This window comes from Nocardia sp. NBC_00881, assembly GCF_045207455.1.
Classification (GTDB): Bacteria; Actinomycetota; Actinomycetes; order Mycobacteriales; family Mycobacteriaceae; genus Nocardia.
Genome location: NZ_CP108798.1, coordinates 4,199,006 through 4,211,803 on the forward strand (window position 1 = coordinate 4,199,006; position 12,798 = coordinate 4,211,803).

Genomic DNA, 12,798 nt, shown 5'->3' on the forward strand with positions numbered 1-12,798 from the left:
TCGGGATAGATGTAAACAAAATTGAATGCGGAGCCCGCGGTCACTCAGCCAATTTCCATTCCACTTTATCATCGAATCCATCAGCAACCGAATCGGGCCAGTGATCCTTGCCGTCCGCACCAGTAGGGAATCCGGGTGGATGGTTGACTATGTTCTTGAGTTCATTCGATGATATAAACACCTTCGATTGAAGTTCGAAGAAGCTTGTGATAGCGCCGGCGACAAGTTCAACGGTAGTGACTATGGAGTCGTTGAACTTGTCTATCCCCCAGGGGGCCTCCGGCAACGGATGCGATCTCCCCCAAGGCAATTCCCAGCTGGGCAAGCAGTGTCGCCAATTTATCGATGATTTGCTTGTAGAAATTTCGCCCTTCAGCTGCTAGCGTAAGTAATTCCGCATGAACTTTTTGGCACATTTCCGCTATGTTGGTCATAGCGGTCGCCTGATAGGTCCGTGATTCTTTGAACTTTGTATACGCAGTTCCGTCCCAGTGGCCTTCCATGTTTACTCTGGAATCGTTTTGACGATTATTGACTTGAGAGACGCTGTTTCCTACCTGCTGCCACTTGGCTGCGTAGTCCATGAATAAGAATGGAGCGGCTATCCCTTCGGTGGCTTCTTCTAGTTTCTCCAGCAGTGTCTTCAGATTTTCCTGCGCCTCATCCCTGACGTCGGTATACATCAAATAGGCTTGCGGCCACACCCATTTAAGATTGTCGAACTTGTCATTCAGCTTGGCCGGTTGCTTTTTGACTTCATCAACCTTCGCCTTGAAGTCTTCGACGATTCCATCAAGTTCCTCTTTGGTGGTGGTTTCGCCCATTATATTGTGAAGTCCATTTCTCCGGCGAGCTTGTTAGTGCTCTGCTCTTGTTCTGTTTGTTGTTGTTCGTAGGTGCTCGCTACGGTGTGTAGGGCGTTTCCAACTTGCTCAGCCGCAGCAGCTCCTTCCCTGAGACGCTCCTGAATGTATGCAGCCGCCAGGGAATACGAGCTCCACGCACCAGCGAAGAGACCGAACTGTATCGCCGAATATTTCAGCTCATCAATCGATGTTGCCGCATTTCGCAATCCCGGGGCAACATCATTGATCCACGCCTTTGACGCGTTCTCGAGAAGCTGGAGTTCTACTTTTAGATCGGCCATCAGATTTCATTCCGTATTAATTGTTGTTCGTGCCGGACCAGGCGATCCGTCAGTTCTTGGTCGGTCTCTTGGTCCAGGTAGATGTCCCGAACCAGTTTCGGCTTCTTCGCTCGAACCTGAGCGCAGCATTCCAGGATGTCTTGCGCGATGACTGTCCCGTCCACTGTCATGGCCCAGCTCGTGTCGATGGTGATCGAAAGAAGTGCCGACCGCGTTGCGGTGACTGTTAGACCAGGCTCGTCATACTGGTTGTATCCGGTGCCGCGGACAGTGTACTCAGTATCCACGAACAGGCTATTCCATGTCCTACGGAATTCTTCGTAGGTGCGCTTCTGCAACAGCAGGGGCACGACCTCACGTAAGGATGGTTGAGTCGAAGGTGGTCGCTTACCGGACTCGACAAGAAGAACTGCCAGCTCGTAGAGGGCATATTGATAGGCGTCCATGATCGACTTGCCGTATTGCGATGGCTCGAATGCCTCCTTCCACCGACGGCTCAGTTTTATATTTATCGGTAAGCGATCGTCACCGACTTCCACCTCAACTAGAGTTGATTTCTGTGGCGGCGTGAATGCGGCTTCGTCGGATTCACCATTCTGAGCCGAATAGTTATCCATGTCATCCGGATCGTCGCCATAGAGGTAGTGATTCGAGGCCATACATACTCCTTTCCGATCTACACGAGATGCCGATCGAGCCGGCCCCGACTGTGGGCAGTTTCAATGGACTGGCTGTCGTGGACTGCGACGGACAGGGCAGCACGTCGCGGCCAGCGGACTCCCATAGGGTTCGTAATTCGAACGAGATGAACGGTAATCTCCGCACTTCGGGCATGGAAATGTCCCTATCGTGCCGGGTTATTCGCCGATGACCGGCGGCACCGCCTTGGGCATGTTATCCAGCCCGGTGAGCTCATCTCCGTGTTCCTGAGTGACCAGGTAGTCCGGAATGCCCTTGCTGGATTCGTCATCGGACTTGCCGCCGCGCGCACCAGGTCCCGTTCCGCCCGGCATGCCGCCCATGCCGGGGCGGCCAGGAGCGGTTCCTGACCGCGCGGCGGCCGCGGTCGCGCTGGAGTTGTTCGGTGTGCCCGGAATCGAACGACCCGGGCTTGGCACCGGAGCACCCGGCCCGGTGGGACTTCCGGGGCTGCCCGGCGTGCCGAGATGCGGGTTGCCAGCGGTGCTGGACGTGGTGGTTGAGGCGGGGGTGGTCGAAGCCGGTGTCGTAGACGCGGGATCGGAGCTGGTCGACTGTGGTGTCCCGACGTCCGTGGGCTGGGTACTCGAAGGAGTGGTCGAGTCGTCAGAGGAGTCTGTGCCGAGAGGATTCGAGCCGGGGGATGGTGTGCCCGATGGATTTCCGCTACCGGTATTCGTGTCACCGGTGTTGCTTCCATTGTCGGCACCGGCCGGATTCCCGCCCGGATTCGTGGCGGGCGCCGGACGGGGTATCACAGGCACATTGGTATCGGACTCCATCACGACCGGGGCGTACACGGTCCGCAGCACCCGCAATGCCTCGGTCTTCGAATTGTGCTCGGCGACATCATCGTTGCGCCAGCTGCGCCCGGCCAGAAGGCCGATCGCGTTATCCACTCCGCTGCGATGTTCCGGTGCGTGCGGGACCAGTTGTTTGGTCGGTTCCAACCCGGTCTGCAATTCGGCCAACTTGCTGCTGGTCAGCCGGGCCGCATTCGTGACCTGCGCGCCTTGATCGGCGTAGTCACGGACGCCGCTCGCCGCCGCGTCGCGCGCTTCGCCACGCCACACACTCTCATCGGTGGCCCGAGCCATCGCCGTGGTGAAAGTATCCAGTGAAGTCTGATGCCGATCGGCGATGGTGTTCCACGCGGACACCAGGTCGCTGACCGCCTGCAGATCGATCTGATCGACCTTACTGCGCAGCGTCCTGACGTCGTGCCTTTCGAACTCGTCCGCATCGAGAACTTCCCTCGGCCGGAATTCTCCCTGGAAGCCGAGCCCGGCAGCCCTGCTGCGCACGTCGTCCCGCTGCCGGTTGTATGTGTCCTGCACAGCGTACGGATCGGCATCGGGCTGCACGTGGAAGATCCAGTCCGTGACATTCCGCAGCACTGTCAAACTCAGGTCCTCGACCGCCGGGTTACTGAACGGATTACCCATTAGCTCACCTGCTCGGTGGTATTCGCGATCTGTGCCGCGTTCTCGATGTCGCGACCGGTGATGCGCTTGAACGAGATCGCCATGACCTCACGCATGTTCTTCACGGTTTCGATGTGTTCGTTGATTACCTGGTCGATCGAATGATCCTCGCCGGTAGCCTGTTTCAGGAATTTCTTGATCAGGTTATCCGCCATCTTGAAATCACCGAAACCTGAGACATTCTGGGTAACAGCAGTAAATCTGCGTATTGCTTGCAGATCGGCGATCCGATCGTCACATGCCTTCGCGCACTGGTATGCAGCGTTCTCGTCATCGAGGTACAGCTCCTCGCTCCGAGCCCGGCTGGCAAGCCGACCCCACAGGGTCGCATTGTCCTCACTCATATGATCCCTCCCTGATCATTGCGGTAGTGCAGGCACAATAGACACGCCAACGCGATACAGGACTGTGCACGGGTCCTCGAGGCCATCCATCCCAGCCCGGTTTAGAATCTTCAATTGCACGACCCCCTGGGACGCGGGAAATAGGACATCACAATCGAGATACTTCGATGCGCCCTCGACCCTGAACTGCCGACCTCGACGGCCTGCGACCGTCACATCCTCAAAATTTACGTTTCCAGGCTTATGCTCGAACTCCGTAACCGTGCGACCGGTGGAAAAAACCGTGATGAAGTACTTGGGTCCATCCCAGTTACAGATCTCCCAGCCGGATTGGTGAACCCCCGCAATACCGGCCTCCTCGGTTCCTGGATCAACCCCCGCAGCCTGCAACGCATCATCGGGAATCCCGGTGCACGGATTGAACAGGGCCTTGACCGCAGTCGTGCTTGTTGTGGCTGACCCGCTCATGGTGTCCCCACACCCAACGGAACCCAACACAAGTAGGAAACCAAGCAGCATCAACGTGATTCGGCGAACCATCCCCACCCTCTCGACCCGTGACGGCTCAGATTGCGGCAACTCTAGCAGACAACTCGCCGATCTGACTTGGCCGCGACTCAGCCGTCATACTGCGACCGTGGCGCATGGAAGGACGGGCACCTCAATGAGGGTTTCCGGTAACGGCACGTCACGTGGCTCGGGCGGATAGGTCGATGCTCATCCGCCATACTCCTTCGCTACTTCCGAGACCAATCGCCTGCGATTAGACGACTGGCCTATGGAACTCTCCGCCCTTTACACCAGCGGCGAAAAAATCCCACTCGGCCGGCGCGAACACCAATGCCGGACCGGACGGATTCTTCGAATCACGAACCCCCACTTGACCAGCATCGAGCCACGCGATCTCGACACACGCCTCGCCACCTTGGCTGCGGCTCGACTTGAACCACCGGGCGCCGGATAGGTCGATAGTCACTGTTCATATCTCCTTGCTATATTTCGAAGCAGGTCCCTGGATGGTTGTTCTTCCAATGCAGCGCACCGGATCTTTTCGTGAATCGACCGGAAACGCTTCACGTCGTCGTCCTCCTCGAAAATAATTGTCCCTATCGCGCCTTCGGTGTAGACAACGGACGGCTCATTGTGCGGGAAGTCTATGATGATGTACGGCGGCACTGCGCCGCCGGTCGGGAGACCAGCCCTGAACGGAACGATTCGAATCGAAACGTTGTCTCGCATACCAATGTCGGCAAGATGGCGAAGTTGCAGGGACATGATCCGACCAGACCCGACGAGGGCGCACAGAACCGTTTCGTGCAACACGAACTCGACTCGAAGTGGTCTGTGTCTACGAGTAAGCATTGCCGCGCGTTGCATTCGCAAGGAAACCCGACGGTCGATCTCCGCTGGCGTATCGGTTGGCAGGAAAGCTTCTTCAGTGATACGTGCGTAGTCGGCAGTTTGCAAAAGCCCAGGTATGACAAGCGATTGGAAGAAGTGCAATTCGGTTGCCGCAACTTCCAATTGGAGATACGTGTTGAATCCCGGTCGAATCAGGTGCCGGTAGTCCTGCCACCACACCTTCGTACTGGCCTGTACTACAAGCGACGTCAGATACTCTGTCCGGTCTTCCGAAAGTCCATAGTACTGGCAGATGAATTCGACATCCCGAACCTTGACCTTCTCGTTCTGGCCGAGTTCGAGCCGACTGAGTGTGGACCGGCTGATCTCCAGAACTTCGGCTACTTGTTCGAGGGTGTGGCCGCTGGCCTGGCGCGCGTCGCGCAGCGCCCGGCCCAGCTGGCGACGCGGCAGCGTCGTCCTGCTGAGGTCTGACTTCGTACCCACCACTCCGCTGTGTCCTCCCCTTGTTCTCACGATGCGACCTGCGTTTTCCCACGGCGAGAGTCGTCGTGCACCGAACTCGGGAAACTCTCAGGGCGTACGCATGGATTGCCGTGCTCCGGCGATTTCGAGTCCGCCTTCATCAGCACACTCCGCAGCATAAGGGCATGTCCGACGACACGAAAGAGAACTTCGAACGTTCGCAAACGCAATTGGCAGAACCGATTTCGCCCGATACCCGCGCCCAACCGAAGGCCGTGGGGTTTGTGCGGGCCGACGTGTCGGGCCTCCATGCGCCCCGGCACGCGGTCGCCGTCCAGCGGCACGCCCGCTCATTGGGCTATCAGTACGTGTACACCGTCACTCCCCCTGGCGACAACGCCGATCCGATCGGGTTCGTGCTGGCTGTGGCGGCCGGGTTGGGCGTGGCCGCGATCGTGGTCTTCGACCTGGCCCAAGTCGATGACCAGCCCGGACGGGTCTGCGAGGACTTCGACCTGGAGACGGTGTGCCCGCCGGGCACGTGGGCACGGGTCACCTCACCAACTCACACCGTTGCGAAGGTGGTGGAGCGATGAACCAGGATGCTCTGCTCACCCCGCCCGAGGTCTGCGGCCACACCGATGTGTGGCTGGCACATGAGCAGATGCGGGTGCATCGGGTCTGGCGGGCCGAGCGGTGTGTGTGGAATGCGGCGGCGTATCGCACGCTGGGATCGGCGGGACGGCTCACGCCGCAGACGGTGAGCCCGCGCGAACGCGCCGCCGCGCGCGGCGTGCAGTTCCCGCCGCCGGATGAGCCCGGCCGCGCCGACCGGAGCCCGGTCGCGCACACGTGGCAAGAGGTGCTGAAACGGCTGTCGGATTCGGCCACACCACCGGAACCGTTCTGGGGGTGAAAACGGTTGCGTCGGACCACGATCGGAAACACACACGCGGGGTGGCGACTGGTGGGGCATCGCATCGAAATCCTGTTCTTTCGCGACGACGCCGACCCCACGTCCGCCTACCGACTGCGCAATAACGGCGACACTGTCCCGATTCCGTTGGGGCAGTGCGGATTCGTCGCATTCGACGAACGTGCGTTACCGGATCTCGCTCAGGTGCGGGAGTGGTTCCCGCGCCACTTCCGGCTGTGGGACGCGGTACGCGCCCAATTCTGGGAGGCGTTGCTGCCCCCAAGCGGCGCCCGCCGCCCGACGAGTGGCACGTGACTGCGCCATAACGCGAGTAGGCCCCTCCGTGGTGTGCCACTCGTCAGAACCGCAGACCTACCCCGTCCTACTCCACCCGCCGCACGCGGCGGCCGAATCGCCTGACCGCACCAGCGAACTGATGCGGGTTGCCTACCCGAAAGAGGGGAAATGTCCAAGCGACGTAATCGACTGCGGCACAATTCGAAAGCACTGCAAACGCCGACGCCGACATGGTCCACTATCCGATACCCGCCCCGTGCCACGATCGACGCGATACTCAGGGCCATGATGGCCGAACGCAACACCGATACGGCCGACCCGAATTTCGACACCATTCATTTCTGGGGCTTCGCCGGTGCGGACAACCTCGTCACACAAGAGATGGCCCACACCGCGATAGTGCTCGATCCCGACGCCGAGCGCTCACCGATCCTGGATTCGGCCGAATGGCTGATGCGGAGACTCCCCGGCCGCCTGTGGGGGTTCGGGTTGGCGTACCGGACGGTCGGCGAGATGTTCAGCGGATCCGACGGTGTGCCCGAGGACGCGATACAGGCGGCAAGGGCGGGCAGGCTGAACGAACGCGCCGGGGCCGACGAGATGTGCGCGGCAACGATTTTCGATGCCCGCGGTCGCTCGTACACCGCACTGACCTACGCACACCTACCGGATCTGGGGCCGACACCCACCTGGGTCAACGACACACGCAAGTCCACCGACACCTGGATCGCCCTGTTCGATCAGCGTGCCGTCGCGGCGCACGTTTGGGCGGCGGCGATAACGCTGGACCCGGACGGCAATCACGCCACCATAGCCCGGCTACGGACGCCATGAGGATACTGAACTGACGCCTTCTTACCTGTGGCGTCGGATCCGCGGTTAGGAGTGTTGCTGGGCAAGTGTGGATTCGTAAGCGGTGGCCAGGCGTTCGGTGGCGGTGGCCTTGCCGGTCGCGGGGCGCGGGATGCCGAGGTGGCGTTCGCGCAGAATCTGATGTGGAACGCCTTGCGCCGCTGCGCCAGGAACGACATGTCGGAGCACACGCAGCATTGCTGGCGCGTCACGACGGAGACGAATATTTTCCTCGGCCGTAGCGGCAAGTCCGACTTTCTGACTCCCGACTTCCTCATCCACCGGTGTCTCGAAACCCCGTACCAGGATGTCCGTGGCGGCCGATCGCCATTTCCTGGTCCGAACTCGAATTCTGAACGCGCGACCTACACCATCGTCCGCGACGACTGCCGGTGGCGGGTCGCGGCCGTGCAGAAGACCCAGCGCACACCGCTCGTGGAAGCCATCTCCTTCAGGTTCCAGCCGGCCAGCCGGTCCGCCCGCTGATGGCCACCCGCACGCCTCTGCATGTATGGCTTCGGCCGTCTCCACCCCGGAACCACACGAGCGCTCTACTCTGGAAGCCGGACTCACGCCGGGGTGGAGAGGTGAGGATGTGAACATCGCGAAAAGACTTGGGACACCAGTGTTCCGGTCTGCGCTGCTGGACGATCTCGCGGATATCGCCACACTCGAGCAGACGGAGTTCGCGGACCTGGCCTACCCATACTTCGCGTTGCGCCAGCTCTTCGATCTGCACGGAACGCAGTGGGTGGTCGGTGATCTCGACGGCACGGTCTGCGGCTATGCGATGGTGGCGCTCGGCTCGCCGCAGTGCGCCTGGGTGATCGGCCTCGCGGTCGCGCCACAATGCCGTGGCCGCGGCTACGGACGGGCGCTGCTGGACGGCGCGCTGGCCCGCTGCCGGGTGGCCCGAGTGGACGAGGTGTTCCTCACCGTCCGGCCCACCGATCGATCGGCGTCGAACCTGTACAAGAATTCCGGATTCGTCTGGGCCGGACACGAAGAGCGCTACTTCGGCGCCGGCGAGCCGCGCGACGTTCTGGTTCGCCGAATCCAGAACCGTCCCGGCACACGGTCGATCACCGATCCGACCTCGGACGTCTGGCACAAGCGCGGTCCGAGCTCGGAGTAGTCGACGAATTCCGTTGCTATGGTGGGTATCACGGCGCTTTGTTGCGCAGGCCCGGGGGGAGGAACACCCATTACCGAATTCGAAGATCCGGTCACCCACGTGCAGTTCGGGAATTCACCCGACATCTGGATCGATCAGCACGCCACGGGATACGCCCAGGAAGTCGCGGACTACCTGGACGAGTTGACTGCCAGGACCAGACGGCCGGACGAGAAGCCGCTCCTGGATTCGTTCAACAATCACGTCGAAAAGGTGGTCACCGCCTTCGATCATTCGAAGATCAAGCATCGTGGCGACAGCCTGCTCTTCTCCGACATCTACGCGGCGGCCGACGACACCACCACCGCAATGGATGAGGTCCTGCAGCGGGCGCACATCGAACTGCTGATGGCGCTGCTGGCCGCGGAGGTCGAGCTACGCGGCCCGCTACGCCTCAGCCGCACCCAGAACATGCGGCTGGCCGACACCTACGAGCAGCTCGGCCATCGCCTCCTCTCGGCCGAGTTGCCCGGTCAGAAGGCCAAGACGTTTCTCCCCGGGCACGCGGCCATGGCTTTTCTGCGCGCCTCGGGTCTGCACGCACTCAATGAAGACATCGACGCGCAGGACCGCTGCGGCCTCGCGCTGGCCAGAGCGCGCAGGACGGCGATCTATCCGGCCTGGCGCCGGAGCGCCGGCTGGGCCTCGGACCTGATGTGTGGCTACGGCTACCGGCCGTTCCGGCTGCTCGTCTGGATCGCCGCACTACTGCTCGTGTTCACCGTCGCGCTGTGGCTGAGCACGCCCATTCCGATCACCACGTCGCTGCACATGTGCCTGATCAACTTCCTCAATCCGCTCGGCCTCGGCGATATCGAAAAGGTCAGCCGGGCCGGGCACGTCTTGCTCCTCATCGAGTCGTACGCCGGGATCGTCTCCACCTCCGTGTTTTTCGCGCTACTCGTCCGCCGATGGTTCCGGCTGTGACCGGACCTGAGCTCAATCCGGTGTGTTTATCTTGGAGGGGCGCATGGCAGCAAGGGTCGCCGCCGACATCCGGTCGCGCAGCTGACCCACCTGCGCCTGCCATTCCCGGGTGAAGCCAGGGTTGCGCTCCACTTGTTCCCATAGGCCGCGCAGCACCCCAGGCGTGTGCGCACCAGGCATCCAGAGGTGTGCCAGATGCGTGAGCAGCGGCGCGATGATTTCGGCCGATTCCGTGCTGGACGGCGGGTGGAGATCGGCCTCCTCGACTACCGCGCGGGCGACCGTCAGCAGCCAGTCGTGCAACGCGAGATCCTCGCAGAAACGGCGCGCTACCGCGAGTTCCGACTCGTCGTGCACCGTCACCAGCACGGTGCGCACCAGTTCGTCCTGCAACTGGAACCTCAGGATCGGCTGCGGCACGTCGGCGATTCGCGCGGCCCAGCGCAGGCGCGCCGTCCGCGTCTGCATCGGCGCATGCTGATCGAGCCCCATGTCCATCCGGATCCTGGCGAGCAGCCGCTGACTGATCGAGGCCAGATCCAAGGTGCCGTCGGGCTGCTCGCCCGGGGCGAGGAAACAGTCGGCCAGCTCACCGCCGGTCGAGTCGGTGACCTTCGAGATCACCTCCATCACCCCGACTCGGGTCAGATAGTGCGCCCAGGTCTGCCGCTGACGTGTCTCGGCGGGAACGACCGTGGTGTGCGCCGAACTCTGCAGCACCCGTCCACCGACAACCACCGCGTTGGTGGCCACCGTCCCGACCGCTCGGACGCCGCCGCGCGGCCGGGTGGCCAGCTGACAATCGACCCCGACCGCGATGGTCGGCGAAGTGGCCAGCGTCGTCGGCCGCTCGCGCCACGGCATCTTTTCGCCGGGAATCAGCGCGAGCAGTTCCTCCAGCATGTCGCGGCTCAGCGCCGTCGAATCCGGCACCAGACAGGTGCGGACCTCACCGAGCAGGATCAGCGGCCGGGTACCGGCAGCTGCTGGCGTCGGGGACTTTTCGGGGACTGCGCGCGGAGTCCTTCCGGCCAGGGCTGGCTGCCGGGCCGACCGGCGGCCCCGGGGCATTGCCGGCCGCCGACGCAGCCGTCTGCCGTGCGAGGGCCGATCGGGGTCGGAACCGAAGTCCGATGCTTCGCCCATATCAAGATCCATCCAGCAGCAGGTGGCTGATCCGCTCGGTCACCTTGCGCGGCACCATGATCGGGACGTCCTCGTCGGTGCCCCGCGCGATGACCTGATCGACCACTTCTTCCTCGAGATCGATGTGATCGAGGATTACCCGCACCGCGTGTTCGATACCCAGGTACCGCTGCGGCAGCAGCGACAGCGAGCGGTAGGCGGCGAAGGGTTTGGCCTGCGGGTTGAGTTTCACCACAGCGGGCATCTCCCACCAATGCTGCGGCCAGCCGTCCTCCGGCCGCCACAGCTGCGGATCCACGACGGGTTCGCCGTCGTAGCGCAGCATCCCGAGCCGAAGCAGCTGCCAGATCGAGGCCAGGAAGGGGCATGACCATTTGGTGTGAACCTCCGCCCGCCCGTTCACCTTCTTGGTCTGCTTGGTCCACATCTGCACGTCGAGGAAGATCGAATGCTCGCGCCTGCCGAACTCCTCAGGCGGCTCGTACGGCAGGCGATGCATGGCCTGGCCCGGCTCGTCGTCGGAAGCACGGCGCCCGTTGCACAGCCAGCCGGACTCCGCGGTGGGCGGACGACGCCCGGTCGAGCCCTCCGGCGGCTCGGCCACGATACGCGCGGCGACCATTTCGGCCAATTGGATGCGGCGCTCACCGGTCGAGCCGGACGGCGTCTCCCAGCAGCCTGCCTCGCGTGCCAAATAGTCGATGGTCACCCCGCAGTGCGCGGCGGCGCCGAGCAACTGGCCGAGGATCTCGCTCGGGTCGGTGTCGTGCCGAAAATAGTCATCGATCAGGAAGCAGGTGCTCACCCGCGCCCGCGGCCCGAACTCGGCCTTCGCGGCCGCGGTGAAAGCCGTGACCAACGGAGCGACCTTGCGGAACTGTGCGCGGATGCGCTCCTCGCCGTTGTTGAGATCGTTCATGTAGAAATGCCCCACCTCGATGGACAGGTGGGACAACGGAACCTGGGCGATCCGGGTACGCTCGGTCGCTTCGCTATAGCCTGCTACGTAGTCCACGGGGATCGAAACCCTTCTAGGATGGCGCTTTCGGAAGCAGCGGCGAGTTCGGATCTATTCCCAGGTGGCCGCGTGCACGAGGCGACCGGCAAGCTGGTTGAAGGCGGCGGCGGTCTCCTCGTTGGCGATGCTGTTGGCCACATCGGCGTCGAGAATGATCTGCTCGCGCCATTGCAGCACAGGCTCCACCGGTGTCTTGCCGAGCAGCGATGTCGCGCCGAGCCGATTCTTCCCGGCCAGCGTGACCAACGCTCCGTTCTGTTCTTGTAACCACTTGACCTGAGCCGCACCGGGACCACCGGTCATCTCGTTCAATTGTGGCACCGCGGTACGCACGTAGCGAATGTTTGCGAGCAGCTTCTGCGGGTCGTGTTTCCACTGGCCGCCGGTCTCCAGCAATCCATGCGGACCGTGCACCAACCCGCTCGCCGCCAGGATGTGCTGGCGGGTCCAGCGGTGGAAGACCAGCCACCGCACCGTCTTCGAGGCCAGCTGCGGCGCCGCTGTGGCCCGCAGCACCAGCTCCATCGCCAGCGAGCGGCCCGCGCTCAGGTCCACGAAACAGACCTTGAATTCCTGTTCGAGGCCGACGAGGAGTTCCGTGCAGCGCTTGACCACCTCGTCGTTGATACTGTCGAACTCGGCGCCGCCTTCGTCACCAGGAAGCAGTACGAGCCGTCCAGTCCTGGTCCGCATCTTGCGCAGGCCACTGCGATCGGTCTTGGCGCGCACGTCGATCTGCCGGGCGATGCCGTTCTTCCCGAGCAGATACTCGTGCAGTCCGTCCCCCTCGGGAGTTCCCCGCTCCACCGAACCGATTTCGAACAGGGCGCCCGCGGTCGGCGAACCGAAGTCGAAATCGAGATAGACCACGCTCATCCCACTGAGGCACAGACGGTAGGCGAGGTTGCAGCTGGTCACCGAACGCCCGGTGCCGCCCTTGTCGGAGGTCGCGAACACGATCATGCGA

General features: G+C 62.3%; 18 protein-coding genes. 7 read left to right on the top strand and 11 right to left on the bottom strand.

All coding sequences use genetic code 11. From position 1 onward, the window contains the following. Positions 1-227: 227 nt before the first annotated feature. From OH799_RS17495 to OH799_RS17530, 8 genes are all read right to left on the bottom strand, one after another. Positions 228-824 carry a hypothetical protein gene (locus OH799_RS17495; RefSeq protein ID WP_406281635.1) on the bottom strand — a complete coding sequence of 199 codons (597 nt, stop codon included), beginning with the start codon at positions 822-824 and terminating at the stop codon, positions 228-230. After that, entirely contained in the window at positions 824-1,147 is a 324-nt protein-coding gene (locus OH799_RS17500) for a hypothetical protein (RefSeq protein ID WP_357266847.1), read from the bottom strand. Before OH799_RS17500 ends, OH799_RS17495 begins: the two co-directional genes overlap by 1 nt. Further along, complete coding sequence (locus OH799_RS17505; RefSeq protein WP_406281637.1) at positions 1,147-1,806, bottom strand: hypothetical protein; 660 nt, start codon at positions 1,804-1,806, stop codon at positions 1,147-1,149. Before OH799_RS17505 ends, OH799_RS17500 begins: the two co-directional genes overlap by 1 nt. Positions 1,807-2,004: 198 nt before the next feature. Further along, positions 2,005-3,291, bottom strand: a complete 1,287-nt coding sequence (locus tag OH799_RS17510; protein WP_406281640.1) for a hypothetical protein — start codon at positions 3,289-3,291, stop codon at positions 2,005-2,007. Continuing rightward, positions 3,291-3,674, bottom strand: coding sequence for a hypothetical protein (locus OH799_RS17515; RefSeq protein WP_406281643.1), 384 nt, complete (start codon positions 3,672-3,674; stop codon positions 3,291-3,293). The genes OH799_RS17510 and OH799_RS17515 overlap by 1 nt, the downstream gene beginning before the upstream one ends. Positions 3,675-3,689: 15 nt before the next feature. Beyond that, positions 3,690-4,214 (bottom strand): DUF3558 domain-containing protein, encoded by a 525-nt coding sequence (locus OH799_RS17520; protein WP_406281646.1) that lies wholly within the window; start codon positions 4,212-4,214, stop codon positions 3,690-3,692. Positions 4,215-4,437: 223 nt separating this feature from the next. Beyond that, positions 4,438-4,650, bottom strand: coding sequence for a DUF397 domain-containing protein (locus OH799_RS17525; protein WP_406281649.1), 213 nt, complete (start codon positions 4,648-4,650; stop codon positions 4,438-4,440). Next, the gene (locus tag OH799_RS17530) at positions 4,647-5,525 is read right to left on the bottom strand and encodes a helix-turn-helix domain-containing protein (protein WP_406281652.1); all 879 of its coding nucleotides are present in this window, start codon (positions 5,523-5,525) and stop codon (positions 4,647-4,649) included. Before OH799_RS17530 ends, OH799_RS17525 begins: the two co-directional genes overlap by 4 nt. Positions 5,526-5,686: 161 nt before the next feature. Between OH799_RS17530 and OH799_RS17535 the strand changes: the two genes are divergently transcribed. From OH799_RS17535 to OH799_RS17565, 7 genes are all read left to right on the top strand, one after another. Next, the gene (locus OH799_RS17535) at positions 5,687-6,097 is read left to right on the top strand and encodes a hypothetical protein (protein WP_406281655.1); all 411 of its coding nucleotides are present in this window, start codon (positions 5,687-5,689) and stop codon (positions 6,095-6,097) included. After that, a complete protein-coding gene (locus OH799_RS17540; protein ID WP_406281658.1) occupies positions 6,094-6,417 on the top strand; it encodes a hypothetical protein in 324 nt (107 codons plus the stop codon). The genes OH799_RS17535 and OH799_RS17540 overlap by 4 nt, the downstream gene beginning before the upstream one ends. A 51-nt stretch (positions 6,418-6,468) precedes the next feature. Then, on the top strand, positions 6,469-6,732 hold the full coding sequence (locus tag OH799_RS17545) for a hypothetical protein (protein ID WP_406281661.1): 264 nt from the start codon (positions 6,469-6,471) through the stop codon (positions 6,730-6,732). A gap of 267 nt (positions 6,733-6,999) precedes the next feature. Beyond that, complete coding sequence (locus OH799_RS17550; RefSeq protein ID WP_406281664.1) at positions 7,000-7,548, top strand: hypothetical protein; 549 nt, start codon at positions 7,000-7,002, stop codon at positions 7,546-7,548. A 27-nt stretch (positions 7,549-7,575) separates the two neighbouring features. Continuing rightward, positions 7,576-8,052 (top strand): hypothetical protein, encoded by a 477-nt coding sequence (locus OH799_RS17555; RefSeq protein WP_406281666.1) that lies wholly within the window; start codon positions 7,576-7,578, stop codon positions 8,050-8,052. A 109-nt stretch (positions 8,053-8,161) separates the two neighbouring features. Next, entirely contained in the window at positions 8,162-8,701 is a 540-nt protein-coding gene (locus tag OH799_RS17560) for a GNAT family N-acetyltransferase (RefSeq protein ID WP_406281669.1), read from the top strand. Between the two features lie 99 nt (positions 8,702-8,800). Continuing rightward, the gene (locus OH799_RS17565; protein WP_406281672.1) at positions 8,801-9,667 is read left to right on the top strand and encodes a hypothetical protein; all 867 of its coding nucleotides are present in this window, start codon (positions 8,801-8,803) and stop codon (positions 9,665-9,667) included. Positions 9,668-9,679: 12 nt separating this feature from the next. On the opposite strand, the gene OH799_RS17570 is transcribed toward OH799_RS17565, so the two are convergent. Genes OH799_RS17570 through OH799_RS17580 form a run of 3 tightly spaced genes read right to left on the bottom strand, consistent with a single transcriptional unit; the run spans position 9,680 to position 12,794 of the window. Continuing rightward, a complete protein-coding gene (locus OH799_RS17570; protein ID WP_406265048.1) occupies positions 9,680-10,813 on the bottom strand; it encodes an SCO2521 family protein in 1,134 nt (377 codons plus the stop codon). A 1-nt stretch (position 10,814) separates the two neighbouring features. After that, a complete protein-coding gene (locus OH799_RS17575; protein WP_406265051.1) occupies positions 10,815-11,828 on the bottom strand; it encodes an SCO2522 family protein in 1,014 nt (337 codons plus the stop codon). A 54-nt stretch (positions 11,829-11,882) separates the two neighbouring features. Continuing rightward, the gene (locus tag OH799_RS17580; RefSeq protein ID WP_406265052.1) at positions 11,883-12,794 is read right to left on the bottom strand and encodes an SCO2523 family variant P-loop protein; all 912 of its coding nucleotides are present in this window, start codon (positions 12,792-12,794) and stop codon (positions 11,883-11,885) included. Positions 12,795-12,798 lie beyond the last annotated feature (4 nt).